At 59.7% G+C, this 26580-nt stretch carries 22 protein-coding genes; 8 read left to right on the forward strand and 14 right to left on the reverse strand.

The genetic code is table 11. The annotated features are described in order from the left end of the window. Positions 1-5 precede the first annotated feature (5 nt). The 9 genes from AB4Z35_RS16930 to yaaA form a co-directional block, all read right to left on the reverse strand. On the reverse strand, positions 6-1127 hold the full coding sequence (locus tag AB4Z35_RS16930) for a mannuronate-specific alginate lyase (protein WP_442098229.1): 1122 nt from the start codon (positions 1125-1127) through the stop codon (positions 6-8). A gap of 8 nt (positions 1128-1135) precedes the next feature. Then, positions 1136-2584: an alginate O-acetyltransferase gene (locus tag AB4Z35_RS16935; protein ID WP_007994054.1), complete on the reverse strand. Its 1449-nt coding sequence runs from the start codon at positions 2582-2584 to the stop codon at positions 1136-1138. Between the two features lie 10 nt (positions 2585-2594). Then, positions 2595-4184, reverse strand: coding sequence for a mannuronan 5-epimerase AlgG (gene algG, locus AB4Z35_RS16940; protein ID WP_442098231.1), 1590 nt, complete (start codon positions 4182-4184; stop codon positions 2595-2597). A 26-nt stretch (positions 4185-4210) separates the two neighbouring features. Beyond that, a complete protein-coding gene (locus tag AB4Z35_RS16945) occupies positions 4211-5698 on the reverse strand; it encodes an alginate export family protein (protein ID WP_442098233.1) in 1488 nt (495 codons plus the stop codon). Next, on the reverse strand, positions 5695-7140 hold the full coding sequence (algK, locus tag AB4Z35_RS16950; RefSeq protein ID WP_442098234.1) for an alginate biosynthesis TPR repeat lipoprotein AlgK: 1446 nt from the start codon (positions 7138-7140) through the stop codon (positions 5695-5697). The genes AB4Z35_RS16945 and algK overlap by 4 nt, the downstream gene beginning before the upstream one ends. Beyond that, entirely contained in the window at positions 7131-8261 is a 1131-nt protein-coding gene (locus tag AB4Z35_RS16955; protein ID WP_442098235.1) for a PilZ domain-containing protein, read from the reverse strand. The genes algK and AB4Z35_RS16955 overlap by 10 nt, the downstream gene beginning before the upstream one ends. A 36-nt stretch (positions 8262-8297) precedes the next feature. Continuing rightward, a complete protein-coding gene (gene alg8 / locus AB4Z35_RS16960) occupies positions 8298-9779 on the reverse strand; it encodes a mannuronan synthase (RefSeq protein ID WP_007989947.1) in 1482 nt (493 codons plus the stop codon). A 95-nt stretch (positions 9780-9874) separates the two neighbouring features. Then, positions 9875-11191: a nucleotide sugar dehydrogenase gene (locus tag AB4Z35_RS16965; RefSeq protein ID WP_442098237.1), complete on the reverse strand. Its 1317-nt coding sequence runs from the start codon at positions 11189-11191 to the stop codon at positions 9875-9877. An 812-nt stretch (positions 11192-12003) separates the two neighbouring features. After that, the gene (yaaA, locus tag AB4Z35_RS16970) at positions 12004-12783 is read right to left on the reverse strand and encodes a peroxide stress protein YaaA (RefSeq protein WP_007994043.1); all 780 of its coding nucleotides are present in this window, start codon (positions 12781-12783) and stop codon (positions 12004-12006) included. Between the two features lie 269 nt (positions 12784-13052). Here yaaA and AB4Z35_RS16975 point away from each other — a divergent pair, with 269 nt between their 5' ends. The 6 genes from AB4Z35_RS16975 to AB4Z35_RS17000 all read left to right on the forward strand — a co-directional run bounded on the left by AB4Z35_RS16975 (position 13053) and on the right by AB4Z35_RS17000 (position 18385). After that, on the forward strand, positions 13053-14177 hold the full coding sequence (locus AB4Z35_RS16975; RefSeq protein ID WP_442098238.1) for a polysaccharide deacetylase family protein: 1125 nt from the start codon (positions 13053-13055) through the stop codon (positions 14175-14177). A gap of 337 nt (positions 14178-14514) precedes the next feature. Beyond that, a complete protein-coding gene (locus tag AB4Z35_RS16980) occupies positions 14515-15909 on the forward strand; it encodes a PhoH family protein (RefSeq protein WP_007972659.1) in 1395 nt (464 codons plus the stop codon). Between the two features lie 245 nt (positions 15910-16154). Beyond that, entirely contained in the window at positions 16155-16628 is a 474-nt protein-coding gene (moaC, locus tag AB4Z35_RS16985; protein ID WP_007972660.1) for a cyclic pyranopterin monophosphate synthase MoaC, read from the forward strand. Further along, positions 16625-16867: a molybdopterin converting factor subunit 1 gene (gene moaD, locus AB4Z35_RS16990; protein ID WP_007989957.1), complete on the forward strand. Its 243-nt coding sequence runs from the start codon at positions 16625-16627 to the stop codon at positions 16865-16867. Before moaC ends, moaD begins: the two co-directional genes overlap by 4 nt. 3 nt (positions 16868-16870) lie before the next feature. After that, positions 16871-17323: a molybdopterin synthase catalytic subunit MoaE gene (gene moaE, locus AB4Z35_RS16995; protein WP_007989960.1), complete on the forward strand. Its 453-nt coding sequence runs from the start codon at positions 16871-16873 to the stop codon at positions 17321-17323. 285 nt (positions 17324-17608) lie between these two features. Then, the gene (locus AB4Z35_RS17000) at positions 17609-18385 is read left to right on the forward strand and encodes an ABC transporter substrate-binding protein (protein WP_442098240.1); all 777 of its coding nucleotides are present in this window, start codon (positions 17609-17611) and stop codon (positions 18383-18385) included. A gap of 113 nt (positions 18386-18498) precedes the next feature. On the opposite strand, the gene AB4Z35_RS17005 is transcribed toward AB4Z35_RS17000, so the two are convergent. From AB4Z35_RS17005 to AB4Z35_RS17025, 5 genes are all read right to left on the reverse strand, one after another. Further along, complete coding sequence (locus AB4Z35_RS17005; protein WP_108228525.1) at positions 18499-19140, reverse strand: helix-turn-helix transcriptional regulator; 642 nt, start codon at positions 19138-19140, stop codon at positions 18499-18501. A gap of 90 nt (positions 19141-19230) precedes the next feature. Next, entirely contained in the window at positions 19231-20358 is a 1128-nt protein-coding gene (locus tag AB4Z35_RS17010; RefSeq protein ID WP_442098241.1) for an NAD(P)/FAD-dependent oxidoreductase, read from the reverse strand. A gap of 148 nt (positions 20359-20506) precedes the next feature. Further along, positions 20507-21451 (reverse strand): ornithine cyclodeaminase family protein, encoded by a 945-nt coding sequence (locus AB4Z35_RS17015; protein WP_442098242.1) that lies wholly within the window; start codon positions 21449-21451, stop codon positions 20507-20509. A gap of 137 nt (positions 21452-21588) precedes the next feature. Further along, positions 21589-23079 carry an ATP-dependent RNA helicase RhlB gene (gene rhlB, locus AB4Z35_RS17020; protein ID WP_442098243.1) on the reverse strand — a complete coding sequence of 497 codons (1491 nt, stop codon included), beginning with the start codon at positions 23077-23079 and terminating at the stop codon, positions 21589-21591. Positions 23080-23177: 98 nt separating this feature from the next. Further along, positions 23178-23834: an alpha/beta hydrolase gene (locus tag AB4Z35_RS17025; protein WP_442098244.1), complete on the reverse strand. Its 657-nt coding sequence runs from the start codon at positions 23832-23834 to the stop codon at positions 23178-23180. 467 nt (positions 23835-24301) lie between these two features. On the opposite strand from AB4Z35_RS17025, the gene AB4Z35_RS17030 reads away from it, so the two are divergent. Together AB4Z35_RS17030 and AB4Z35_RS17035 are read left to right on the forward strand one after the other, a co-directional pair. Next, positions 24302-25333 carry an amino acid ABC transporter substrate-binding protein gene (locus AB4Z35_RS17030; protein ID WP_007998584.1) on the forward strand — a complete coding sequence of 344 codons (1032 nt, stop codon included), beginning with the start codon at positions 24302-24304 and terminating at the stop codon, positions 25331-25333. A 65-nt stretch (positions 25334-25398) separates the two neighbouring features. Next, positions 25399-26580, forward strand: a complete 1182-nt coding sequence (locus tag AB4Z35_RS17035; protein WP_442098245.1) for an amino acid ABC transporter permease — start codon at positions 25399-25401, stop codon at positions 26578-26580.

Consider the following 26580-nt stretch of genomic DNA (forward strand, 5'->3'; position numbering starts at 1 on the left):
TGTCTCTAAGAACCTTTGCCCTTTTCATTGGCCGGGTCGTAGACCTTGGTCAGGTCACCGCCGAGGCGGAAGGTCTTGAACGGTTGCATCTTGTGCTTCTTCGCCAGCACCTCGGGCGAGCAGGTGTAGAGCGAGCAGTACGGTTCGAGCCAGGCGAATTTCATGTCCTCTTTCAGGTCGGTCATGTCCTGTTCCTTGCCGTTCTTTTTCTCGAACTGGTCCGGGTCTTTCACCCCGGACAACACCCGGTCACCCAGGCGTTTGAGCGCGGCGTTGTTTTCCTGACGCAGATCCACACCGTTGACCTGGGCGAAACTGGCGATCATCGCCAGCGGCGGCAGGGCGTAGTTGTGGTAGGCCAGCGCCCGTTGCTGACGCTTGAGTTCGTTGGGCAGGTAGCCGTCGGCGTCGACCTGACTGGCGCCGACCTTGTATTCCTTGACCGCCCAGTCGAACAGGTCGCGGCGGTTGGTGGCGACGGAAGTGGCCATCACCGACCACGCCGCCCAGTACGAGTGGTTGTTGGTCTGGTCGAGCGGCAGGTTGTCCCAGTCGCTGACCACCTGGTCGGCCATCTTGCTGAACCAGGCTTCGATCACTTGCGCTTCCTGTTGATGGGTGGCCAGCGGGTGGGAGTCGGAAAACTTCAGGCGGATATACGCCGAAGCCATGCTGCCCAACGCCCATTTGCGCATCGACTTGCCGGTGTGGTTGAAGTCCTTGGACATCAGCGCGTCGGCCTGTGCCCAGGCCGTCAGCCAGCTCAACGTGCATTCCAGCTGTTCCGGGCGACCGTCACGCATGAACTGCATCACGCGCTTGCTGGTGCCGCGCTCGATCTTGGTGATGTCGGCGGTGCTCTCGCGGAAGGCTTTTTCCGACTGCACGTTCAGGGTCGCGCGGGCCTTGTCCGAACCTTCGTACTTGCTGCGAAATTGCAACGAGCCGGTGTACGGCGTCGGCATTGCATCGCAGCCTTCGCTCTTGTCGCCCGTCTTGAATTTATCCACAGGCGCAAAATAGCCCTGGGGTGGACGCAGTGGCGCCGCCGCTTGCGTGGCCCCGGCGAACATCGCCAGGCTCAAGAGCGTTGGTGCCAACAGTGTTGAAAATTTCGGATAGCGCATAGCAGACCTCATTGCCCGACCGAAGCAGTACGCTGTTCGGCGCCCGGGAATACGTTGCGTTTGCAGATTTTCGCTTCGACTTTCTGTGGCGCGGCACCGGCTTCGGGGCCCTGGACTTCAACGGCCAGCAGGTTCTGCGAGGCCCAGTCTTCGTCCGTGCGCAATTCGAAAGCGAAACGCCCGTCAGTCTCGGAGGTTTCCGGTTTGTCGATCTTGATGTCCTCGTGGCGACCGTTCATGTACCAGAGGGTGGCTTGCAGGGTTTTCACCGAGGTATCGGCGAAGCGGATGTCGACCTGGTGGCTGCTGTTGCGCAGGTCCATGTTCTTGCTGTTGACCATCAGTTCGTTTTTGCCCGGCTTGAGCGTGGCGCTGCCGGACATCTGTGCATCCTTGCCTTCGCAACCGTTGTCCAGCAACGCCATCATCTGGCGGTAGATGGTTTCCTGGTCGAGGCGGTACAGCGGCGAGAATTCCCAGATGAGAATCTTCGGCGGGTTCTTCTGGAACTCGTCACTGCCCAGGTACTGCAGCATCGAACCTTCGAGGCCGCCGCCGGGGAACGCCACGTTGAGGATGTCGGCGCCGATGGCCTCCTCGAGGAAACCGGCGAAGTTGTAGTTCTTGCCACTGTGGGAGGTACCCACGAGGGTGATTTGCGGGTTGCCGGAATCGCCGAACAAGTCGCCATCACCCGCTTCGCCTTTCGGCTCGGTGGTGAATTGATCCATGTACTGGATCGCGTAGCTGGTGCCACAGAGTTGACCGGCCATGTTGTGCAACGTTCCGGTCTTGCCCATGCGCCCCGATTTTTTGGTCTCGAATTCGCGCTTGGGAATGTCGGCGAATTCAGGCAATTGCTTGACCTTCTCGGCGACGATTTTCGCCGTGCGCTGGGCACCGTACGGGGTCCAGTGCTGGTCGCCGCGGAAGTAGAAATCGTGGGCGGGCAGGGTGTCGGGCAACGACTCGTTGGTCAGCGGCGACAGGTCCGGAACGACGTAGCCCATCTGCGCGAAACGGCCCAGCATGGACTTGTAGTTCTTCAGCGCCTTGTCGAAGTCGAAGCTGGCTTTCTCCGCCGGGTTGAGCTTGTTGCGGTTCACCAGGCCACGGGTAGGTTGATAAACCACAACCAGCTCCACGCCTTTGCTCTTGAACGCATCGTGCAGTTGCTTCATGCGTTTGTAGCCGGCGGGCGTGGTGTCGAACTCGGTGCGCAAGTCTTCTTGCGTACGGAACAGCCAGTCGCCCTGGGCCTGTACCAGTGTGGTGAAGTTCTGCTGATAACGGGTGGTGTAGTTCTTCGCATCGTGAGCGGCCGGGCACAGGCTGCAGCACGGTTCGGCGCTGAACTTGGGCGCTTGAACTTCATCGGCACGCGCGCCAGTGCTGGCCGCGAGAATGCCGGCGGTCAGGGCCGACAGGCTGAGTAATTTGATCAAGTGTGGGTGCATAAGATTATCCTCAGTCCCGCATTTCGGTCTGGCGTTCGACAGGGTCGATCAGCACGGCTTTCTGCTGGCGCACCAGCAGGTCGAGAATTTCATCCTGGCGCTCGCCAAGGATGCCGGTGAAGCTGATGCCGCTGGCCTTGGCTGGCGCGAGCATGGACACGCGATACAACTCGACGCTCAGCGGCGAGTCGATGGACAGCGGTCCGCTGCCGTTGGCTGCCAGTTCACCACCGACCACGATCAGCGACACCTGGGCGTCGAACGGGTCGAGCTTGATGTCACGGTCGGTGTTGCTCAGGTCCTTGATGTGGCCGTAGACGCCGGTCAGGCCGTTGGCCATGGCGACGTTTTCGTAGAGGCGAATGTTTACGCTGTTACGAATGCGGATGCCGTGGCGCTTGTTGCTCAGCACGCGATTGCCCCACAGCAGGTTGTCGGCACTCTCGTAGAGGGTGATGCCGTCGGTGTGGTTCTGGTAGATCTCGTTGTGGGCAATCAGGTTGTTCACACTGTTACGGTCGATCACCAGCCCCGAGAGGTGGTTGTCGTAGCTGCGGTTGTTGAAGATGAAGCTGTCGTTGACCTCACGGGAAATAATGATCCCGTGCTTCTTCTTGGTTCCGTACACCGTGTTGTCGGCAATGATCAGACCGTGGGAGCGGTCATGCGGGTCGATGCCGTAGACGATGTTGTCTTTGTAGGTGTTGCCCTTGACCACGAAGTCGCGGGTTTCGTAGCAGTAGAAGCCGTACCACATGTCCGAGAACTCGGAACCGACGATCCAGCCGGTCGGTTCAGGGCGCTTGAGCACCTTGGCCATGTTCGGCGTGTACTGGGAAATACTCACGCCGTAGGACTTACTGTTGGCGTAACCGAAACTGGCGATTTTGCTGTTGGCGATGTAGGTCTCGGTGCCGCCCCAGGACAGCAGGAACGGACGGAATTCCTTCGGCGAATTGAATGTCGCCGGGCCGTTGTCCTTCTCGCGCCAACCAGTGATTTTGGTGTCACGCACGAACAACTGGCCGTCGTTGACCAGGAACGCACCGCCCTCCTGGGACAGGCGCAGTTCCTGGGTCTGCTTGTCGATTTCGAGGATGCCGTGACGACCGACCACGATCGGCAACCGGGACAGGAACACACCCGGCGAGGTTTCGCTGAAGTACTGCTTGGGGACCTTTTTCGCCAGGTCCTTGAGGTTCATGTAGCCGTCGTCGACGAAGATCGCCTGGGGGATGCCGTGCTGACGCACCACCCACTCGGCCATCTTGTTGTCACCGCCGATGAAGTCCTTCAAGGCGTCTTCCTGCATCATCCGGCGCAGGCTGATCTTGCCCGGTTTGCTGCGCACGATTTTTGCCGCGATGGCCTCGGCTGTGTAGCCCGAAATGTCCGGCAATTTCGGCGTTTCAAGCTCCAGTGGTGCGGTCGGTGCGCTGCTGACGGTGTAGGTCTTGGCTTGTTGTAGTTCCTTGGCGATGGTGGCCGGACGCGCCGGTTTGGCAGGCGCTGCCGGCTCCACGTTGGCGAAGGCGACCGAGCTTGCCAGCAGCATCGCGCCGGCCAGCAAGGTGAGCGAACCTCGCTTCGAATTGTTCATGTCGGGCACTCCCTTCGCGGTTTGCATCAGAAGCGCCAGATCACGTCGATGAACGCACGGTGCATGTACGAATCGACCTGACTGCCATAGGCATCGCCCGGCTTGAACACGCCGCCACGGAAGCGCACCAGGGCCGAAGGCTCGTCGATCGACTGGCTCAGTGCCGCCGGCAACAGGCCTTGCTTGAAGTACTTGGTGACCACCAGGTCCATCTCCTGACCGAGGTCTTTTTCGCCATCGTTCAGCGGCAGGGACGTGGTGGAAAGAATTGCGCCGGTGGCGTCGTCGGTGTTGTTTTCGACCGCGTTGATGCCATTGCTGCCGATCGGCTTGTTGCCGTCGACGCGCCAGAATTTGTGGTAGATCAGGCTGGCGTCGTATTCGTCGTTGAGCATCCACGAGCCGAACAAAGTCGCGGTCTGCATGTTTTGCATTTCGCCACGGAAGGCTTCGCCGAAACGGTGAACCCGCGAGCGCGTACCGGTGTAGTTCGAGCGGTTGCTTTCCAGGCCGTTCTGTTCGTACTCGGCGCTGGCGCGGGCATAGGCGGCACCGACTTGCCATTGCGGATCGAGGCGCAGGCGCACGCCGATATCGGTGGCCCAGCCGTTGAGGTCTTCACCGCGCTTGGCTTCGGCCGGCGACGTGCCATCGGCGTTCAGCGGGTTGACCTTGTCGATGTCGCCGCTCATGCCGGTGATGCTGCCCCAGTAATTGACGGTGTTGGTGTTGCGCCAGTTGTAGGCGTCACTGTCGGCAGTCAGGCCGATCCAGCTGATGTCACCGTTCTGCTTCTTGTCCAGCGAATCAGCCGGCACACCCGGCTCCGGGAAGTCGAGCTTGCCGTTGTCATGGGTGTGATGACCGCGAATACCGACCCAGTTGCCCGGTGTCCACTGATACGACGCATCGGCGTAGGCGTGCAGGCGATCCTTGTCTTTCGGGGCGAGTTCCGTGAGGTCGGTGCGGTACTCGCTGAAACGTTCGGCGACCCCGACGTTGGCGCGCAACAGGGTTGTGTCGAACGTCCAGTTCAGGGCTTCGATGTTGGTGTCACGCCATTGGCCGTCGGCGTTGTGCAGGCGTTGGCGACCGAGCTTCAACTGCTCGCCCGGATACGGTGTGAGTCCGCTGTAACCGATCCAGAATTCGCGCATGGCCAGGTAGTTTTTCTTGGTCTTGCGATCATCGTTGTTGGTGGGCGTGGTGCCATCGCTGGCGGTCCCTTGCAAGGTGTCCGTCTCGATGATGTCGGTGGCAGTCACGGCTTGCCCCATGGCATAGGCGCTCCACGCGCCGCTTTCGCCATAGATCCATGGACGCAAGTCGAGGCCGACGCCGTTGACGTCGCCACCGCTCTGGGTACCGAGGTCACTGTCGTCTTCGGACTGGCCGGTAACCTTAACCTCGAGACCAAAGTTCTTGGTTTCAGTCATCGCAGCAAGCGTCGGGCAAGACCAGATCAGCGCGAATGTCAGGCCAATGCCGGCCTTCATGAATGGATTCAACTTCATTGGGATTCCTCGCTGACTTCTTCTTGCAGGGTGTGCAGTTCCGGCGTGTTCGGGCTCAGGGCACCGCGCACGGCCTGTTCTTGTTTCAACAGGCGTTGGGCTTCGGCCAACCGGTCGGGCGGCAATTGCGTTTGGATTGTTTGCGCAAGCTCGGTGGCTTGCGGAGTGTTCTGGGCCAGGGCCAATTGACTGAAGACATACGCATTGACCGGGTCAGGCCTGGTGCCCTTGCCTTGGGAAAACAGTTGGGCAATGGCGAAGTCGGCGCTGTTCTGGCCGTTGCGTGCAGCGGTCAACAGATGGTCGAGGGCCTTCTGTGGATAGACCTTGCCCAGGTAGCCACGGCGATAGATCTGGCCGAGGTAGTAATCGGCAGCGACTTCGCGGCCGACGGCTTTCTGGAAGTGCGCTTCGGCGACCTTGGCGTCAGCCGGCACCAGTTTGCCTTCGAAGTAGAGCTTGCCCAGCAACAGCTCGGCGCGGGGCTGGTCGGCGGCGCGGCCGTTGTCCAGGTACTTCATCATCTGGTCGACGTCTCCCAGTTCAGGGAAGTCGTAGAGCAGCTGCGCGAGGCTGACCCACGACGCCGGGTAGCCCGGGGCGATCGGCTCGAGCAGCGACTGCGCGGTTTTTTCGTCGGTCTTGCCCAGGGTCGAATCGGCGAGCACACGGGCGACGCTGTCGACGCGCTGCGCCGAAACGCTGCCGCGAGCGTGAGCCGCTTGCATCTGCTTGATCAGCTCGGCCTGTTGTTCTGGCTTGGCCTGTTTCTGGTAGACCGTGGCCAGTTCGACGTAGCAGATGTCGCTGGTGTTGAGCGCGGCTTTGCAGATTTTTTCCACGTCATCCAGGTGCTGGTCGTAGGTGCCCTGGGTGCGATAGAGCAGCACTTGCGCCAAACCGGCTTCCGGTTTGTTTTCGGCACGCCATTGGCTGATCTGCTGCTGCGCATTCACGTTGGGAAAGCTGTGCGGGTATTGCAGGTACAGCATCGCCAACGGGATCAGCGTGTTGCCTTCGCCCGCGGCGGCGGCTTTTTTCAACAGGGTTTCGGCTTCGTGTTGCTCGGCTTCAGTGGAACCGGGCTTGGCCACCAGCAAGCGCCCGAGGCGCGCCTGGGCACGCGGCGAAACGCTGGCTGCGGCGCGGTAAGTCGCCTCGGCTTGTTTCATCTGCGCCGGGTCGCGGCTGTCGACCTGGATATCGGCCAGTCCGACCTGTGCTTCGCTGTAGCCCAGGTCTGCCAGCTGCCGGTAGTTCGCCGCAGCGGTGGCGGTATCGCCGCGCTTGAGGGCTTCGTTGGCCAGGCGCTGGTCGGGGAGGCCGGCGCAACCGGCCAGGCTCACCGCCATTGCAATGGCACACAGAGAACCCATGTGGGAGCGGGCTTGCTCGCGAAAGCGGTGTGTCAGCGAGCATTGATTCTGAATGTTCAACCGCATTCGCGAGCAAGCCCCACTTCCGCCGGGCGGCCGGCGAGGGAGCTGTCCAGGGTTTCGTCCGGCTGGATCAGGACGCGGATGTCCGAGGACAGGTCGGCGCTTTTCAGGCTGGTGCTGCTGACGATTTTGCCGGTGCGGGACTTGTCCTCGCCGGCGATCTGGAAGCGCACCGAAGTACCCGGGCGCACGTCGCCGAACTGGCGATAGGAGAAGCGCGCTTCAACATTGGCTTCGCTGTTGCGCGGCACCAGTTGGAAGATCACGTCGCCCTTGCTGGCGTACTGACCGTTGGCGACCATTTGCTGGGCCACGGTGCAATCGCATGGCGAGGTCAGGGTGCCGGTCATCTGCTTGCCGAACAGTTCTTCAACCTTGGCCGGTTGCAATTGGTCTTCATCCAGATGGCCCTTGAGCACGTCGAGCATGCTGGTGCTGAAGGTCGCCAGCGGTGCGCCCTTGGCGGCCACGCCGTCGGCTTTCACCAGGCTCTGCACGGTACCGTCGCGGGGCATGGTGATGTTCACGCCCGGCACGCTGACCAGACCGGCCTGGGCGTGGCTGACGAAGTACATGCCGTACACCGATTTGAAAACGAAGCCGAAGGCGGCCACGCCAACCACGAAGATCCCCAGGCTGAAGGTCACGGCTTTCAGGCGTCCGAACGCAGACATGCCGTGGCCGCCGTCCTTGACCTTGCGCGCCTTGGTGAAGTTGTCGCGCTGCAGGGTCGCCAGCATTTCACCCACGCTGACGATGTCGCCGGCCAGGTGCGAGGTGATCAGGTGGCGCAGGGTGGAAATGTCCCGTGGTTCCAGGTTCTGGAACTGGCAGCCGGCGCGTCCGGTCTCGCGATCGAAGGAGCGGACCTGCAACTCGACGTCCATGGCCAGGCCGAGGTTGTCGATGACGAATTGCAGGCGGGCCTTGTACACATCGCCAATTTTCAGCGGCAACTGACCGGCGTTGAACGCCAGGCCACCGGCGGACAGGTCGATCACCCGGGCTTCGACCGGTGTCCGGTCAGGGCCGAAGAAGCGCAACTTGGCCGGGATTTTCACTCGGGCGTGTTGGCGCTGGGCTTCGGATTCATGCACTACGTTGGCGTTGACGGCGGTATTCATAAGGGCGATTTCCTGGTTAATTCAATAAGGGGGCGGTCAGACCATCAACAGCAGCACGGCGACAAAAATGCTGCCGGCAGAGAAGGTCATGGTCCGAGACGACCAGGTGTTGAACCAACGTTGAAAGCTGGCGAGATCACGGGTCAGGTGGGTGGGCTGGCGGGTCCAGGACTGTTGGTCGAGGCGGAAGAACACGTAGATCTTCACCAGCGCGCCGACGATCTGGTTGTAATAGAGAATCGCCGGGTAGGCCGGGCCGATCCGGTGTCCGGAGCACGACAGCAACAAGGTCAGGATGAACCGGGTGATGCCGATCCATAGCAGGTACACCAGGATGAACGCGGTGCCGTACTTGAAGCTGGCGATCAATGCCACGGTCAGGCCCAGCAGCGAGGTCCACATCGACACGCGCTGGTCGAACAGCACCACTGAAGTGAACACGCCGAGGCGTTTGATCCCCAGGCCCAGGGCCCGGGAGTTCTGCCGCAGGTTGTTGCCGTACCAGCGGAACATCAGTTTGCGGCTGGCCTTGATGAAGCTCTTTTCCGGTGGGTGTTCAACGGTGTTGATCGCTGCGTCGGGCACGTAGAACGTGTCGTAGCCCAGACGCATCAGGCTGAACCAGCTCGACTTGTCATCGCCGGTAAGGAACTTGAAGCGACCCAGGCGCCAGTGTTGCAGCGAGTCGCTTTCCACGTCGGCGATGAAGTCCGGGTTGGTGACCACGGTGGCGCGGAACACCGACATGCGACCGGTCATGGTCAGCACGCGCTTGGACAGGGCCATCGAGCACATGTTGATGTGGCGCTGGGCGAAACGCAGCTTGTGCCATTCGCTCATGATGTAGCCGCCGCGCACTTCGCAGAATTCGTTGGTGGTCAGGCCACCGACGTTGCCGAACAGCTGGAACCACGGCACGGTCTTGAGCACCACGCCTTCGCCGAGCACGGTGTCGCCATCGATCACCGCGACCACGGCACGATCATCCGGCAGGTGCCGGGAGATGGCGCGGAAGCCGTAGGCCAGGCCATCGCGTTTGCCGGTGCCGGGAATGCGCACGAAGTCGAGCTTGACCCGGGCCGGTGGGTTCATCCGGTTCCACAGGCTTTTCACCAGCAGCTCATCGGACATTTCCACGATGGAGCAGACCACGGTGGTCGGCAGGCCGCAGTCGATGGCTTCGCGAATCACCGAGCTGTAGACCTGCGCAGTGGTCAGGGCGTCGATGCGGAAACTGGTAACCATCAGGAACACGTGGGACGGGTCCGCCGCTTTACCCAGCTTGCGCACTTTGCGCCGCAGGTGCGGGTAGACGATGTACAGAAAAATCATGCCGCGCACAAAGTGAGTGGCACCCATGGAATAGCGCCAGATACCCACGGCGCCAATCAGGAAAATGAAGTCCTTCGACTCGGAGTCGAACGTGGACACGGGCAACGCCATGGCGAGGCCCATCAGTAAACTCAGGTAGAACAGCCAACCGGCGGCCTGGAGTAGGCCGTGTTTTAGCCTGTGCATAATCGGAATCCTAAAGTCAGTTGCAAGCCCCAAGCTTCAAGCCCCAAGCGAGGAGCTTTGAACTTGCGGCTTGGAGCTTGAAGCTTGCGGCTGCCTTACCAGCAGATACCTTCGGCCCGGCTATTGGTGCTGGTGGCCTTGGACATGAAGCCAACCAGGTCAATTACCTGCTTGCCGTGTGGAACGTCCTGCACCAGAGCGCGGAACTTCTCGTCGCGGTTGCCGAGGATGATCACGTCGGAGTTGTTGATCACCGCGTCGAAGTCGGCGTTGAGCAAGGACGAGACGTGAGGGATCTTCGACTCGATGTAGTCCTTGTTCGCGCCGTGAACGCGGGCGTACTCGACGTTGCTGTCGTAGATGCTCAGGTCGTAGCCCTTGCCGATCAGCATTTCCGCCAGGTCGACCAGCGGGCTTTCGCGCAGGTCGTCGGTGCCGGCCTTGAAGCTCAAGCCCAGCAGGGCGACTTTGCGTTTGTCGTGGCTGGAAACGATGTCGAAAGCGTTCTGCACCTGGGATTCGTTGCTGCGCATCAGCGAGTTGAGCAACGGGGCTTCCACGTCCAGGGAACCGGCGCGGTAGGTCAGGGCACGCACGTCCTTTGGCAGGCACGAGCCGCCGAAGGCGAAGCCCGGGCGCATGTAGTACTGGGACAGGTTGAGGGTCTTGTCCTGGCAGACCACGTCCATCACTTCGCGACCGTCGACGCCGACCGCCTTGGCGATGTTGCCGATTTCATTGGCGAAAGTGACCTTGGTGGCGTGCCACACGTTGCAGGTGTACTTGATCATCTCGGCGACCGCGATGTCCTTGCGGATGATCGGTGCGTCGAGCTCTTCGTACAGCGATTGCAGAACGTCGCCGGACGCTTTGTCGAATTCGCCGATGACGGTCATTGGCGGCTGGTCGTAGTCGGCGATGGCGGTGCTTTCGCGCAGGAACTCAGGGTTCACGGCCACGCCGAAATCAACACCGGCCTTCTTGCCGGAGCAGTCTTCGAGAATCGGGATGACCACGTTGGCCACGGTGCCCGGCAGCACGGTGCTGCGCACGACGATGGTGTGGCGGGTAGATTTGTCACGCAGGACAAAACCGATTTCAYGGCACACCGCCTCGATGTAGTTCAGCTCCAGATCGCCGTTCTTTTTGCTCGGCGTGCCCACGCAGATCATCGACAGGTCGGTGTCGCGAATCGCCTCGGCGAAGTTGGTGGTACCACGCAGACGACCGGTCTGGATGCCCTGGGACAGAAGTTCGCCCAGGCCCGGTTCAACGATCGGCGATTTGCCGGCATTGATCATATCGATCTTGTCTTTGGCCACATCGACGCCGACGACGTCATGACCCCGTGCAGACAGGCAACCGGCACATACTGCGCCGACGTAACCCAAACCAAAAATGCTGATGCGCATCGCAATTACCTCTGTATTGATCAAGCCATTAGATGGCCGGAGTTAATGGTGTTCAGCGGTGATAGTGCACTCGCAAGTACGCCTTACAGGCGCAACGATGCCGCGTGCTGGCATATAAGTTACGAGTGTCTAAATAAATGCACTCAAAGTGTGCGCAACTAGGCCTTGTAATTATTATTTGCCCTGTTATGCAGCCGATCCTCCTTTCAGGGGATGCAGGTGCAAAAAGGTGTCGCACGCTTGATCTCAGGCCGAAAGCCTGTGGATCAAGCGGTTGGGTGCTCGGGTGAGCACGTTTATAGGGGCGCTGCCGTGGCCTTGTAGGGGATAGTCATACCGCTTTATCTCCTGTCCGCTTGCTGTTGTCCAAATCAGTGATTAGTCAGCGCAAGTTAGTATTACAACTTCGCTACAAGAATCGCTTATCTGCGTAAGTTATCTCGTACACGCTCGGCGAGAATCGTTACGGGTGGTATGAGCGGCGCGTTTGGACATAGTTCCAGTCCGCCCATCGTGAAATCTGAAATTTTTTGAAATATTGAGAAAGATGGCACTGCTCTCAAACTGATAGCACTTGCCGTTTCTCCCTTTATATATAGGCGGATAATTGAGGTGGATAGTTTTTTGCCACTACTGTTAAAAAAAATCAGTGCCACTACGCAAAAAAATGATTGAAGTCGAGTGAAACTAAAGTTAGAAAACCAGGTGGTGTATTTTTGGCGCCATAAAAATGGCGTAATTGGCGGGAAAGTCTGAAGTGAATCCAAGGTCGGCGCACGAGGGTTGTGGGAGTCGTGCGCCGACTGGATGCATCACTCTGGTGCGTGATCGCGCAGGAACACCAGATTGTCCGGTTTGGACTGCTCGGCGCTGTAGCGATAGCCCTGAATGTCGAATTGCTTGAGGGCGGCCGGATCGTTGATGCGTTCTTCGATGACGAAGCGGCTCATCAAGCCACGGGCCTTTTTCGCGTAGAAGCTGATGATCTTGTACTGGCCGTTCTTCAGGTCCTTGAATTCGGTATTGATGATGCGCGCGTTCAACGCATTGCGTTTGACCGCCGAGAAGTACTCGTTGGACGCCAGATTGAGCAGCACGTCATCGCCTTGATCGGCCAGGGCTTCGTTCAGCCATTCGCTGATGCGTGTACCCCAGAACGCATACAAGTCCTTGCCCCGGGCATTAGCCAGTCGGGTGCCCATTTCCAGGCGATAGGGTTGCATCAGGTCCAGCGGGCGCAGCAGTCCGTACAGACCGGACAACATGCGCAGATGCTGCTGGGCATAGTCGAAATCGGCTTCGCTGAAGGTTTGCGCATTCAGGCCGGTGTACACGTCGCCCTTGAAGGCCAGCAACGCCTGCTTGGCGTTTTCCGGGGTGAACGCGGGGGTCCAGCTGCCGAATCGCGCGGCGTTGAGCCCGCCGATTTTGTCGGAGACGTGCATCAACTCGCTGATTTGCGCGGGCGTCAGTTCGCGCAATTGCAGGATCAACTCCTGGGAGTGGTCGAGGTACTGCGGCTGGGTGAAGCGCTGGGTCGCCGGCGGTGTTTCATAGTCGAGGGTCTTGGCGGGTGAAATCACCATCAGCATGAAGTCGTCTCCTTTAATCGTGGCGGCGATTCTAGGGGGTTGTCCTCGTTGACTCCAGCTATCGCGTCCATAGGTGATGGCCGGTGGCTTTGCACAAAGCCCTGTGGGAGCGAGCTTGCTCGCGATAGCGGTCGGACATTCGGAAAAGATGTTCGCTGATGCACCGTCATCGCGAGCAAGCTCGCTCCCACAGGAGATTGGGGTTGCTGCGGGAATGAGGGCCGCGATCAGCTATAGTGCCGCGCGGGTTTTGTTATGGAGACATCCCATTGCGTATCGCTTTACTCATCTCGATCTGGCTACTGAGCGTCGCTGCCATCGCGGCACCGGGCGATGTGGCGACGCTCGATCGCAGCACCTGGCCAGAAAAACTCGGCAACCCGACGCTGTTCGACGTGGCGTCGAGAGCTGAGATCCTCATGTTTTCCAGTGTACTGCTGACCAGCGAGTCGCTGGATGAACCCGCCCTGGCCCAGCGCCTGGGCCTGCGCACGATCAATCTGGAGTCGGTCAACCGGGTTCGCCAGCGTATGTGGCAACGGCTGCTGGCCAGCTACAACTTCGCCCAACAGAGTTGCGATCAGGATGCCTCCTTCTGTTTTCTGGTCGAAGACATGCCCACCTTGCACGAGCAAGCTGCCAGGTTTCAGGTCAGTGCAGACAGCTATTACATCAAGTGGGCCGAGCCGAGCCGTGTGTTCCACACCCAGTACCTGGACGAGCAGTTGCGCAAGGCCGCGCTGTTCCCGCAAACCAGCAGCGAAGTCGATCGTTTTGGCGACTATGAGCGCACCGGCGACGAGATGCACGACCGGCTGTTTCTACTGACCTTCGACAGCGCCGCCAACGCCGTGCCGGATAACACCGCGTGGGTCACCGAGTACTTGCGCAAGTCGAACATGAGCGGGACGTTCTTCGTCCTCGGCAAGGACATCCAGGCCCGATTGGCCGAGCATTCGGTGAGTGACCTGCATGCGACCTATTCAACCCAGTGCATAGGCATACAAGGCTGGGAGTTTCGCTCCCACAGCCACTGGCAGGACTGGCAGGACTCGGTGCGCCGCAGCGCCGAACTGGTCAAAAGCAAATTGCCGGAGAACTACGTGCCGCTGTTCCGTCCGCCCGATGGCCAGCGCCGTTCCGATGCCGAAGGTTTCTTCAAGGCTCAGGGTTTGCAGGTCGCGCTGTGGGACATCGACGCCCAGGACGGCGCCGGCAAACTCAAGGGCAACCCGAGCGCGCAACGGGTGCTGACCCTGATGCTGCTGTGGCGGCACGGCGTGATCAATTTCAATGTGAAGCAGGACGGGGTGAAAACGGCGTTGCCGTGGCTGGTYACGCAAACGGCGCCGGTCGGGATCGGCTGGGAGGATTGCCAGGATGCGCTTCGCTGAAAACGACAAAAGCCCGTAAACATTGGGGTTTTGGCGATTTTGGAAGGAGATTCGTTGCAGGTGGACTTCCGACTGTAAACGGGTGATGGCAGTCCGCCAAGTGCTATTGGTCATTCTGAAAAATAAACTTCAAAAAAGCGTCAAAGTACTTTTTTCTGTCACACGTTTTGGAGTATTACGAAGACAGACCGCCGAAACCTGCAACACAGGTGGCGTCTCCCAAGACCCAGCTATGTAGGCAGAACACTTGAGTCCCCGCAGGTGTATTCGGCAGTCACTTCGAGGCGCAGCACCGTCAAGGTATTGCGTCGACTGGCTCCCACAAAGGTGACCGAGTATGGATGATCACGGACGTAGCTCTTCTTCCAACCAGCCAATCCTTTATGTACTCGATACCAACGTATTGATTCACGATCCAAACGCGCTGCTTAACTTCGAAGAACACCACGTCGCGATCCCGATGACCGTGCTTGAGGAGCTCGACAAGCTCAAGAGCGGGCATCACAGTGTTGCTGCCGAATGCCGCCAGGCCATCCGCCTGATCGACAAGACCCTGGGCGATGCCTCACCCGAGGATGTCGAGCAGGGTGTGCCGATCCAGCGTGGCAAAAGCGGACCCAAGGGTTTGCTGTCAATTCTGATGAGTAAACATGCCGAGCCGAACCTGATTCTGCCCGAGCACCTGAATGACAACAAAATCATCAATCAACTGATCGATCTGCACACGCGCGACCCGAAGAAGCCCGTGGTGCTGGTCACCAAAGACATCAACATGCGCCTCAAGGCGCGCGCCTGCGGGATCGCGGCCGAGGACTACAGCACCGACCAACTGGTCGATGACGTTTCCTTGCTGCCCAATGGCTACCACAACATGACCGGCTCCTTCTGGGACCGTGTAAGCAAGGTCGAAACCCGACAGGACCACGGCCGCACCTGGCATCAGGTGCAGTTGATCGACAACCTGCCGGCGGTGCATATCAACGAGTTCATCATTGATGAACAGGGCTTTGTCGGCTGGATCAAGGAGATCGAAGAGGACCGGTTGCTGATCCTCGACCTGCACCAGGAACCGCTGCTGCACCAGGAAGCCTGGGGCCTGAAGCCGCGTGATATCTATCAGAGCCTGGCGTTGTACGCCTTGCTCGATCCGGATATCCACCTGGTCAACCTGTCGGGTGCCGCGGGCTCGGGTAAAACCATCCTGGCGCTGGCCGCTGCGATCGAGCAGACCATGGTCAGCAAACGTTATCGCCGCATCATCGCCACCCGCAGCGTGCAGGGCCTGGACCAGGAAATCGGCTTCCTGCCCGGCACCGAGGCGGAAAAAATGGAGCCGTGGCTGGGCGCCATCACCGACAACCTCGAAGCCTTGCACATGGATGATGAAAGCACCCATGGCAGCGTCGACTACATCCTCAGCAAAGTGCCGTTGCAGTTCAAATCCCTCAACTACATCCGGGGCCGCAGCTTCCAGCAGAGCCTGATTTTGATCGACGAATGCCAGAACCTCACGCCGCACCAGATGAAAACCATCATCACCCGTGCCGGCGCCGGTTCCAAAGTGGTGTGCCTGGGCAACCTGGCACAGATCGACACCCCTTACCTGTCCGCGACCAGCTCCGGGCTGACCTACCTCACTGAACGCTTCAAGGACTTCCCGAACGGGGTGCACATCACCCTGCAAGGGGTACCACGTTCGATCCTGGCCGAATACGCCGAATCGCATCTGTAACTGTCCACCGGAACCGGGCGGCCGTAAGGTCGCCCGGTTTTTTATGCCCAACACAAATCCAAATGTAGGAGCGAGCCTGCTCGCGATGGACGTCAACGAAAATGCGTGCTGCCTGAATGGCCGCATTGTCCCTGCATTTTTCGCGAGCAGGCTCGCTCCTACAGGGGATGTGTGACCCGATAATCGTGCGTGCGGAAATCTGACCCACAGGTTTACAATCGATGCTCCTGATCAGGAGTAAATCCGTGCTGACTCATCTCGATTCCCAAGGTCGCGCCAACATGGTCGACGTCACTGAAAAAGCCGTGACGTTCCGTGAGGCGACGGCCCAAGCGCTGGTGCGCATGCTGCCCGAAACCCTGCAGATGATCGTCAGCGGCGGTCACCCCAAGGGCGATGTGTTTGCCGTGGCGCGCATTGCCGGCATTCAGGCGGCGAAGAAAACCAGCGATCTGATTCCCCTGTGCCATCCGCTGATGCTGACCGGCGTCAAGGTCGAGCTCAGTGCCGAAGGTGACGATTCGGTGCGTATCGTGGCGCGCTGCAAGCTGTCCGGGCAGACCGGCGTCGAGATGGAGGCCCTGACCGCCGCCAGCGTCGCCGCGCTGACGATCTACGACATGTGCAAGGCCGTGGACCGCGGCATGACCATCGAAAGTGTGCGTCTGCTGGAGAAGGTTGGCGGCAAGAGCGGTCATTTCCAGGCGGAGCAGCCATGAACGTTACTGTGAAGTTTTTCGCCCGTTATCGTGAAGCGCTGGGGCTGGACTCGGTGAAGGTTCAAGGCGATTTCGCCACTGTTGACGACGTCCGCGCACTGTTGGCTCAGCGTGACGGTGCCGAGGTGTTGAGCGAGCAAAACCTGATGTGCGCCCGCAACGAAGACTTGTGCCAGCTCGACGAGCCGGTCAGCGAGGGTGATGAAGTGGCGTTCTTTCCGACTGTGACCGGAGGCTGAGCCATGGCCATTCGCGTGCAGTCCACAGCGTTCGATCCGGGTGCTGAAGTCAACGCCATGCACGACGCCAATGTCGGCGTGGGTGCCGTGGTGAGTTTTGTCGGTTACGTGCGCGATTTCAATGACGGCCTGGACGTCGCCGGGATGTTCCTCGAACACTATCCTGGCATGACCGAAAAAGCCCTGGGCAAGATTGCCATCGAGGCTGAACAGCGCTGGCCCTTGCTCAAGCTGGAAGTGCTGCACCGCATCGGCGCCCTGGAACCGGGCGAGCCGATTGTCTTCGTCGGCGCGGCCAGCGCCCATCGTCAGGCAGCATTCGACGCCTGCGCCTTTGTCATGGACTACCTGAAAACCCGTGCGCCGTTCTGGAAGAAAGAAAACACCAGCGATGGGCCACGGTGGGTCGAGGGGCGTGACAGTGATCATGCGGCGGCGGATCGCTGGAAGCAGTAACTCCTGCGGCGTCTCTGATTAAGCCATCGCGAGCAGGCTCGCTCCTACAGTAGATCTGTGTTCACAGTTCAAATGTAGGAGCGAGCCTGCTCGCGATGGCGTCATCTGCATCACCAGAAATCTTGATGATTCACCACCCGACCATCGGCCGTCACGGGCTGCATTTGCCTGATTGACGACCAATACATAAAAGTCCAAGATGGAATTATAAGTACAAAAAATTTCCACCCGTTTCAGCTTTTTCTTCTGTCTTGCCAAACCAACAACAACCGCGAGAAAACGAACATGAAGAAGTTCCCCCTCATCACCGGTCTGGCCTTGAGCCTGTTGGCGTGCAGCGCTGTGTTCGCCGCCGAGAAAACCTTGCGCATCGGTATCGAAGCGGCGTATCCACCGTTCGCCTCGAAAACCGACAAAGGCGAAATCGTCGGTTTCGACTACGACATCGGCAATGCGCTGTGCGCGCAGATGAAGGTCAAGTGTGTGTGGGTCGAAGGCGAGTTCGACGGTCTGATTCCTTCCCTGAAAGTGAAGAAAATCGACATGGCGCTGTCGTCCATGACCATCAATGAAGACCGCAAGAAGTCGGTGGACTTCACCCACAAGTACTATTTCACTTCGTCGCGTCTGGTGATGAAGGACGGCGCGGTTGTGGATGACCAGTACGCCAGCCTCAAGGGCAAGACCGTTGGCGTGCAGCGCGCCACCACCACCGACCGTTACGCCACCGAGGTGTTCGAGCCCAAGGGCATCAACGTCAAGCGCTATAGCAACAATGAAGAAATCTACATGGATCTGGCAGCCGGTCGCCTTGATGCGATTTTTGCCGACACCATTCCGCTCAATGACTTCCTGTCGATGCCGCGTGGCAAGGGTTACGCCTTTGTCGGGCCGGAGCTGAAAGACCCGAAGTATGTGGGCGAGGGTGCCGGGATTGCCGTACGCAAGGGCAACACCGAGTTGGTCAGCGAGCTGAACACGGCCATTGATGGCATTCGCAGCAGTGGCGAGTACCAGAAGATTTCCGAGAGGTACTTCAAGTCTGACATCTACGGCGATTGATCAATCGCTATCGCGAGCAGGCTCGCTCCTACAGGGTACGGTGTGCACCGATCCATTGTAGGAGCGAGCCTGCTCGCGATGGCGTCGGATCAAACAACACAAATCTTAGGGCTTTAGCCCTTCAATTCCTTCAAATGCTTGTACACCGTCGCCCGCCCCATGTTCAGCACATTCGCCACATAGTTCGACGCACTTTTGCCCTTGAACGCGCCTTCAGCGTGCAATGCCAGCACCAGTTCACGCTTGTGGTCGCGGGTCAGCAGATTCAGGCTCAACTGACGTTCGCGCAGCCAGGCGTGGAGAAAGGTGTTGATCCGTTCCTGCCAGTCATCGCGGAACAGTGAGTCCGGTTGCGGGATCAACTTGGTCGGCGACAGGAACAGATCCAAAGCGGCCTTGGCATTCTCGAACAGCGAAATATTCAGGTTGATGCACAGCACCGCCAGCGGATGTCCCTCGCTGTCGCGTAGCACCGTGCTGAGGCTGCGAATCTTCTGACCATCCCAGTTGAGCTTTTCGTACGGCCCGATGTTTCGTTCGCTGACATCGTCGCTGAGCATGTCTTCCAGCGCCGAGTCGTCGCCGATTTCCCGCTTGGACAGGTTGTTGGCGATGTAGTCGACCTTTTGCGTGCGCAGGTCGTGCAGCACCACTTCGGCGTGGGGAAAGAACAGCGTGGCGATGGCATCGGCGATCGCCCGGTAGTTATCCAGCGACGTGGTGTCCGGGGTGGAGTCTTTTTCGGGGGCGTTCATACAGTGGAACTCCAGGCAGCGTCAGCGCCCCATCAAAGGGGCGCTGAAAGTGTGCCGTAATCGTGGGGGCTCGTCACCTGAGGATCAGGATCAGCCGAGGCGGGCGGGGGAGAGCATTTCGGCACTCAGGCCGAAGTGGCCGAGCGACTCGGGCAACGCTGCGCCACGTACCAGTGCCGCGCTGGCCTGGCCCATGGCGGGCGAGGTCTGGATGCCATAACCGCCTTGTGCCGCGACCCAGAACAGCCCCGGCACCTGTGGATCGAAGCCGGACAACAAGTCGCCGTCGCTGACGAAGCTGCGCAGGCCGGCCCAAGTCCGGGTCGGGCGGCGAATGGTCAGGGTGGTGGCTTCTTCGATCTGGTAGATGCCCATGGCAATGTCCAGCTCTTCGGGCTGCACGTCGTGGGGCTCCACCGGGTCGGCGTTGGCCGGCGAGCCGAGGAACATCCCGGCGTCGGGTTTCATGTAGAAGGATTCGTCGAGGCTGACCAGCATCGGCCAATGGTGGATGTCCACGCCTTCGGGGCCGGCGAAGATGAACGCGGCACGGCGTTTTGGTTGCAGCCCCAGCGGCTTCGCGCCGGCCAGTTCGCCGATCTTGTCGGCCCAGGCGCCGGCGGCATTGATGATGATCGGCGCGTTGAACGTCTGAGTGCCGGTCTGGACGTGCCATGTACCTTGGTCATCGCGGCTCAGGCTGACGACTTCGCTGTCGGTGTGTACTTCGCCCTGATTGCGGCGGATACCGCGCAAATAGCCCTGGTGCAGAGCATCGGTGTCGATGTCGCTGGCGGTCGGATCGTAGATCGCGCCGTGGACTTTTTCCCGGCGCAGGATCGGCACCAACGCGCAGGCCTCGTCGACGCCGAGCAATTGCATCTCCGGCACCGTGGTTTTTGCGCTCTGGTATTGCCTGTTCAGTTCTTCCGGGTCACCGGTCAAGTCCACGGTCATTTCGCCGCGCGGGGTCAGCAGCGGGTGTTCGCAGAAACCGCTGGGCGGGTTGTCGAAAAAGTCCCGGCTGGCCAGGGTCAACGCCCGCACTTGCGGGGTGCCGTAGGCTGCGGTGTACAGCGCAGCCGAACGGCCGGTGGAGTGATAGGCCGGATGGGATTCGCGTTCGAGCACGATCACGCGGCCATGCTGCGACAGCCAGAAACCGGTGGAAGCGCCGGCAATTCCGCCGCCGATGATGATGAAATCTGCCTGGCTCATGAACGTCTCCTTTAGAGCGCAAATGCCAATGAAGTCGGTGCCTTTGTGGGAGCGAGCTTGCTCGCGATGGCGGTGTATCAGTCAACATCATTTCTGAATGACAGTTAGCTATCGCGAGCAAGCTCGCTCCCACAGGTGACTGTTGGTGTTAGTGCGTGAGGTGGTAGATCGCATTGGCCAGCGCAATGTCTTCCAGGCCCAGGCCAATCGAGCGGAAAAACACGTGGCGATCGTAATCCGGGCGCTGGACTTTTTCGCTGAGCAGGTCGGGCAGGTCGCCGACAATCGCGCTCCTGTCCCAACCGTGCTGCTCGGCGGCGATCAGCATTTCACCGGCCGAGCCCGGGGTGGTCAGGCGATAGTCGCAGTACACCTGCATGTCGTTGAGGCACTGCGGCGGCACTTCGTGGGCGCGCGGCGCGTTGGTGCTGATGGAGGTGATCAGCGCCGGTTTGCGCAGGCTCGACGGATCGATCACCGGACCGGCGGACGAGGTGCAGAGCATGATCACGTCGGCGTCCTGTACGGCGGTTTCGCGACTGTCGACGATGTTCAGGCGTGGCTCGATATTTTTCAGCAGGCTCACGGTCTCGGCATCTTCGCTCAGGCTCGGCGAGTACAGGCAGATGCTCTGCCAGTCGCGCAGGCCTTTCACGTAATGCAGGTGCGCCTGGGCCACTTTGCCGCTGCCGATGATGGTCAGGCGATTGGCTGTTAGTGGCGCGAGGGCATCGACGGCCACCGCTGTGGTCGCAGCGGTGCGTGCCGTGGTCAGTTCGCCTGCATCGCAAAGCAGCAGCGGTTGGCCGGTTTGCATCGACATCAACAGTGTCCACGCTGTCACCAACGGTCCCTGTTCACGGACGATGTACGGCGACGTCTTGATCCCGTACACGCCGTCTTCGGCCAGCACGCCCAGGTAGTTGATGAAGTCGCCGGCGCCCTGTGGAAACTCCACCAGTTGCTGCGCCGGTTGTACGGCTTGCCCGGCGGCCAGGTCACGGAACAGTTTGCGCAGGATCTGCGGCACATCGACCTGCGCCAGTAGCTCGCGAGCCTGGGCTTGGGTAATCACTTGCGGCGTACTGGACATGATCGGCTCCGGAGCTGGAAGTAAACTAATTTGTCTATTATGGACTTTTAGTTGTCTCGAGCAAGCACCTGTTGAAAAAAGCCGGACGAAAAAAAAGCGCAGTCCGTTTCCGGCTGCGCTTGTTCTTGCAACGTCACTCAGTGCGGACGCTTGCGCTCAATCGCCCGCAACAGATGCGTCGGTGGCGTTTCACAGCTGATCTTGCGGCCCAGCAGTTCTTCGATGGACGGTAGCTGGTAGGAGTCGTCTTCACCGGCAAAGCTGATGGACACGCCGTCGGCACCGGCACGCCCGGTACGCCCGATGCGGTGCACGTAGTCGTCCGGCACTTCCGGCAGGGTGAAGTTGATCACGTGGCTGATGCCGTCGATGTGGATGCCGCGACCGGCCACGTCGGTGGCGACCAGGACGCGAATCTTGCCTTCGCGGAAACCTTCCAGAGTCTTGATGCGCTTGTGTTGTGGCACGTCGCCGGACAGTTGCGCGGCGTTGATGCCGTCGCGCACCAGGCGTTCTTCGATGCGCCGCACTTCATCCTTGCGGTTGGCGAAGACGATCACCCGCTCCCAACCATTGTCGTTGACCAGGTTGTAGAGCAGTTTGTATTTGTCGGCACCGGCCACCGCGTAGATGTGCTGCTCGACGTTTTCGCTGGCCACGTTCTGCGACTCGATCTCGACGATCGACGGGTCGGTGGTCCATTGCTTGGCCAGGTTCATCACGTCTTCGGTGAAGGTCGCGGAGAACAGCAGCGTTTGACGCTCGGACTTCGGCGGCGTCTGGCGAATGATCTGGCGCACTTGCGGGATGAAGCCCATGTCGAGCATGCGGTCAGCTTCGTCCAGCACCATCACTTCGACCATGTCCAGATGCACGTCGCCGCGCTGGTTGAAGTCCAGCAGGCGGCCCGGCGTGGCCACGAGGATGTCGCAGTGGCGGGCTTCGAGGTGCTTGAGCTGCTTGTCGAAGTCCATGCCACCGACGAACGTCATGACGTTGAGGCCTGTGTACTTGGTCAGGTCGGCGGCGTCCTTGGCGATCTGCACCACCAGTTCGCGGGTCGGCGCGATGATCAGTGCCCGTGGCTCACCCATGTAGCGCTCTTTCGGCGGCGGGGTTTGCAGCAACTGGGTGATGATCGAGATCAGGAACGCAGCGGTCTTGCCGGTACCGGTCTGGGCGCGGCCGATGGCGTCTTTGCCCGCGAGGGTGAAGCCCAGCACCTGGGCCTGGATCGGCGTGCAATACGGGAAGCCCAGGTCCTGGATGGCGTGCATCAGTTCAGGGGCGAGTTTGAAGTCGTGGAAGCGGGTTTTGCCTTCCTGGGGTTCGACGACGAAGTCTTCGAGTTTCCAGGGGATCATCGGCGCCTTGGGCTTGGGTTCGCGACGCGGTTTGGCGGGTTTCGGCGTTTCGCTGAGCGGCTGCTCCGGGGCTGTTATCGCCGCAGGCTGGGCAGCTTTTGCGGTCTTTGGCTCATGCTTGGGTGCCGCGGTGGTGGCGGCCCGTTCAGACTGATTACCGTCGGTGCGGTGGCCGGGAGCGTGAGACGCAGGGCTGGGAACTGGCGCGAGTTGCTCAGTCTCGCTTTTACCGAACATTTTCTTGAGTGCTTTGAGCACGGTCATCTCATCAATTGGTTAAGGAATGTACGCCGGCCAGTGTAATGCAAGAATCAGGCGCGGCGTAGTGGGATGGATCAAAGGGCGCTTTTAAACAGGAATGCTTAACGCAAGCGCTCGGCGAGCCATGTGCCGATGTCGCGAATTTCTTCGGGTAACACTTCGTGACCCATTGGGTATTCCTGCCATGTCACGGTGACACCACGCTGCTTCAAATGCTCGTAGGCGCTGCGTCCCATCGAGTTTTGCACCACATCGTCATATTGGCCGTGCATCGACAGTACCGGTATGCGCTGCTGGCTGGCGGACAGTTCCAGTTCATTGCTGAAGGTTGGTGCATAAGTAGAAAGGGCAACGATGCCACCCAGTGGTCCCTGCCATTTCAGAAACGCGGTGTGGAACACCACGGCACCGCCCTGGGAAAAACCTGCCAGGAAAATCCGCGAGGCGTCTATTCCGCTGGCGCGCTGCGCCTCAACCAGTTCGATAATCCAGTTGGCCGACTCTTCGAGTTGTTCGCGATTGATCGCGCGTGCCGGGCTCATGGCCAGGATGTCGTACCAACTCGGCATCTCGTAACCGCCATTGATGGTCACGGCGCGGCTCGGTGCCTGGGGCAAAACGAAGCGGGTGCTCAGCAGGCTTTCCTGTAGCGCTTCGGCCACCGGCAAGAAGTCATAGCGGTCGGCGCCCAGGCCATGCAGCCAGATGACGCAGGCGTCTGCGGTCTTGACAGGTTCAAGAATCAAGGGGTTGGTCATGGCTGCTCCAATGTTGTGCGTGCGCGCTCATTAAGTGCGTGATCCAAGTGCGCGTCGGGTTGATCCGTTAAGAAGATGTCGCAAGGGTACAAGTTTTGCTATTGACCTGCTGCTGAACCGCTTTAGTAGGCGGTGTGGTACGGGCTTTGCTATGGAGAAATGGTGCAACACATCTCATGCCCGGCGGTAACACTATCAGTGTACTGCCGACTGTGGGATAGCAATGAATCCGGTGATGGATGTTCGCCAAGGGCCGCTACGGGGCTTCGCGAACGTGAAAGGGCTACCGCCCGTTCGGCCGACTGGTGAGAGTGAGTTTTCCATGACGTGGATTTTCTCCTACTAGACTCATAGCTAACGTCTTACGTCGGTTGACCCCAAAACAAGCCAACACGGGTCGACTACGCCTCAAAAGGGTGCGACAGGACTCACGCTCCGACACAACAAGAGCAAAACTGGAGGTTTGAATGAAGATGTTGAAATCCACCCTGGCTATCGTGACTGCAGCCGCGGTACTCGGTGTCAGCGGGTTTGCCCAGGCGGGCGCAACCCTGGATGCAGTGATGAAGAAAGGTTTCGTGCAGTGTGGCGTCAGCGATGGTCTGCCAGGCTTCTCGGTTCCGGATTCCACCGGCAAGATCGTTGGTATCGATGCTGACTATTGCCGTGCTGTAGCGTCTGCGGTCTTCGGCGATGCGACCAAGGTCAAGTTCAGCCAGTTGAACGCCAAGGAGCGCTTCACCGCGCTGCAATCCGGCGAAATCGACATTCTGTCGCGCAACACCACCATGACCAGCTCCCGTGACGCGGGCATGGGCCTGAAGTTTCCAGGCTTCATTACCTACTACGACGGCATCGGCTTCCTGGTAAACAACAAGCTGGGCGTGAAAAGCGCTAAAGAACTGGACGGAGCGACCATCTGCATCCAGGCCGGTACCACTACCGAGCTGAACGTTTCCGACTACTTCCGCGGCAACGGCCTGAAATACACCCCGATCACCTTCGACACCTCCGACGAAAGCGCCAAGTCGCTGGAATCCGGTCGTTGCGACGTACTGACCTCCGACAAATCCCAGCTTTTCGCCCAGCGCAGCAAGCTGGCTTCGCCGAAGGACTACGTGGTTCTGCCGGAAACCATTTCCAAGGAACCTCTTGGCCCGGTCGTGCGTAATGGCGACGACGAGTGGCTGGCCATCGTGCGCTGGACTGGCTACGCCATGCTCAACGCTGAAGAAGCCGGCATCACTTCGAAGAACGTCGAAGCCGAAGCCAAGGGCACCAAGAACCCTGACGTTGCCCGACTGCTCGGCACCGACGGTGAATACGGCAAAGACCTGAAAGTGAAGAAAGACTGGGTCGTGCAGATCGTCAAACAAGTCGGCAACTACGGCGAAGTGTTCGAGAAAAACCTCGGCAAGAGCACTCCGCTGGAAATCGACCGCGGGCTGAACGCTCTGTGGAACGCTGGCGGCATTCAATACGCACCACCAGTGCGCTGATGGTTCTATCACCCGGTGGGCCAACCGCCGGGTGATGTTCTGTTCCATTATTTCCGGGGCACTTCATGCAAAATTCAATCGGCGCACCAAAGCAGAGGCTCAGCCTCAGCGATCCACGCGTGCGTGCTTGGGTATTCCAGATCATCACGATTATCGGGGTGGTCTCGTTAGGCTGGTTTCTGTTCGACAACACGCAAACCAACCTTCAGCACCGGGGCATTACCTCCGGTTTCGACTTTCTTGAGCGCAGTGCCGGTTTCGGTATCGCTCAGCACCTGATCGACTACACCGAAGCGGACACTTACGCCCGGGTGTTTGTCATCGGCCTGCTCAATACCTTGCTGGTGACCTTCATCGGCGTGATCCTGGCGACGATCCTGGGGTTCATCGTCGGTGTGGCACGACTGTCGAAGAACTGGATCATTGCCAAGCTGGCGACGGTGTACGTGGAAGTCTTCCGCAACATCCCGCCGCTGCTGCAGATCCTGTTCTGGTACTTCGCGGTGTTCCTGACCATGCCGGGGCCGCGCAACAGCCATAATTTCGGCGATACCTTCTTCGTCAGCAGCCGTGGCCTGAACATGCCGGCGGCGTTGATGGCGGACGGCTTCTGGCCGTTTGTAGTCAGTGTCGTGGTGGCCATCGTTGCCATCGTGCTGATGAGCCGCTGGGCCACCAAGCGCTTCGAAGAAACCGGTGTGCCGTTCCACAAGTTCTGGGTCGGCCTGGCGCTGTTCCTGGTGATCCCGGCCTTGTGCGCGCTGATCTTCGGTGCACCGCTGCATTGGGAAATGCCGAAGCTGCAAGGCTTCAACTTCATTGGCGGCTGGGTACTGATCCCGGAACTGCTGGCGCTGACACTGGCCCTGACCGTTTACACCGCGGCGTTCATCGCCGAGATCGTGCGTTCGGGCATCAAGTCGGTCAGCCATGGCCAGACCGAGGCGGCGCATTCCCTCGGCCTGCGCAACGGTCCGACCCTGCGCAAGGTGATCATCCCGCAAGCCCTGCGCGTGATCATTCCACCGCTGACCAGCCAGTACCTGAACCTGGCGAAGAACTCCTCGCTGGCGGCCGGTATCGGGTATCCGGAAATGGTCTCGCTGTTCGCCGGCACCGTGCTCAACCAGACCGGTCAGGCGATCGAGGTGATTGCCATCACCATGAGCGTGTACCTGGCGATCAGTATCAGCATTTCCATGCTGATGAACTGGTACAACAAGCGCATTGCGCTGATCGAGCGGTAA

Source organism: Pseudomonas sp. KB_15 (assembly GCF_052114525.1).
In the GTDB taxonomy this organism is placed as follows: Bacteria; Pseudomonadota; Gammaproteobacteria; order Pseudomonadales; family Pseudomonadaceae; genus Aquipseudomonas.

Excerpts from the sequence above, each read along its gene's own strand:
- AB4Z35_RS16930 (WP_442098229.1), bottom strand. The coding sequence starts at position 1,127 with ATGCGCTATCCGAAATTTTCAACACTGTTGGCACCAACGCTCTTGAGC.
- AB4Z35_RS16935 (WP_007994054.1), bottom strand. The coding sequence starts at position 2,584 with ATGCACCCACACTTGATCAAATTACTCAGCCTGTCGGCCCTGACCGCC.
- algG (WP_442098231.1), bottom strand. The coding sequence starts at position 4,184 with ATGAACAATTCGAAGCGAGGTTCGCTCACCTTGCTGGCCGGCGCGATG.
- AB4Z35_RS16945 (WP_442098233.1), bottom strand. The coding sequence starts at position 5,698 with ATGAAGTTGAATCCATTCATGAAGGCCGGCATTGGCCTGACATTCGCG.
- algK (WP_442098234.1), bottom strand. The coding sequence starts at position 7,140 with ATGCGGTTGAACATTCAGAATCAATGCTCGCTGACACACCGCTTTCGC.
- AB4Z35_RS16955 (WP_442098235.1), bottom strand. The coding sequence starts at position 8,261 with ATGAATACCGCCGTCAACGCCAACGTAGTGCATGAATCCGAAGCCCAG.
- alg8 (WP_007989947.1), bottom strand. The coding sequence starts at position 9,779 with ATGCACAGGCTAAAACACGGCCTACTCCAGGCCGCCGGTTGGCTGTTC.
- yaaA (WP_007994043.1), bottom strand. The coding sequence starts at position 12,783 with ATGCTGATGGTGATTTCACCCGCCAAGACCCTCGACTATGAAACACCG.
- AB4Z35_RS16980 (WP_007972659.1), top strand. The coding sequence starts at position 14,515 with ATGGATGATCACGGACGTAGCTCTTCTTCCAACCAGCCAATCCTTTAT.
- moaD (WP_007989957.1), top strand. The coding sequence starts at position 16,625 with ATGAACGTTACTGTGAAGTTTTTCGCCCGTTATCGTGAAGCGCTGGGG.
- moaE (WP_007989960.1), top strand. The coding sequence starts at position 16,871 with ATGGCCATTCGCGTGCAGTCCACAGCGTTCGATCCGGGTGCTGAAGTC.
- AB4Z35_RS17000 (WP_442098240.1), top strand. The coding sequence starts at position 17,609 with ATGAAGAAGTTCCCCCTCATCACCGGTCTGGCCTTGAGCCTGTTGGCG.
- AB4Z35_RS17005 (WP_108228525.1), bottom strand. The coding sequence starts at position 19,140 with ATGAACGCCCCCGAAAAAGACTCCACCCCGGACACCACGTCGCTGGAT.
- AB4Z35_RS17010 (WP_442098241.1), bottom strand. The coding sequence starts at position 20,358 with ATGAGCCAGGCAGATTTCATCATCATCGGCGGCGGAATTGCCGGCGCT.
- AB4Z35_RS17015 (WP_442098242.1), bottom strand. The coding sequence starts at position 21,451 with ATGTCCAGTACGCCGCAAGTGATTACCCAAGCCCAGGCTCGCGAGCTA.
- rhlB (WP_442098243.1), bottom strand. The coding sequence starts at position 23,079 with ATGACCGTGCTCAAAGCACTCAAGAAAATGTTCGGTAAAAGCGAGACT.
- AB4Z35_RS17025 (WP_442098244.1), bottom strand. The coding sequence starts at position 23,834 with ATGACCAACCCCTTGATTCTTGAACCTGTCAAGACCGCAGACGCCTGC.
- AB4Z35_RS17030 (WP_007998584.1), top strand. The coding sequence starts at position 24,302 with ATGAAGATGTTGAAATCCACCCTGGCTATCGTGACTGCAGCCGCGGTA.
- AB4Z35_RS17035 (WP_442098245.1), top strand. The coding sequence starts at position 25,399 with ATGCAAAATTCAATCGGCGCACCAAAGCAGAGGCTCAGCCTCAGCGAT.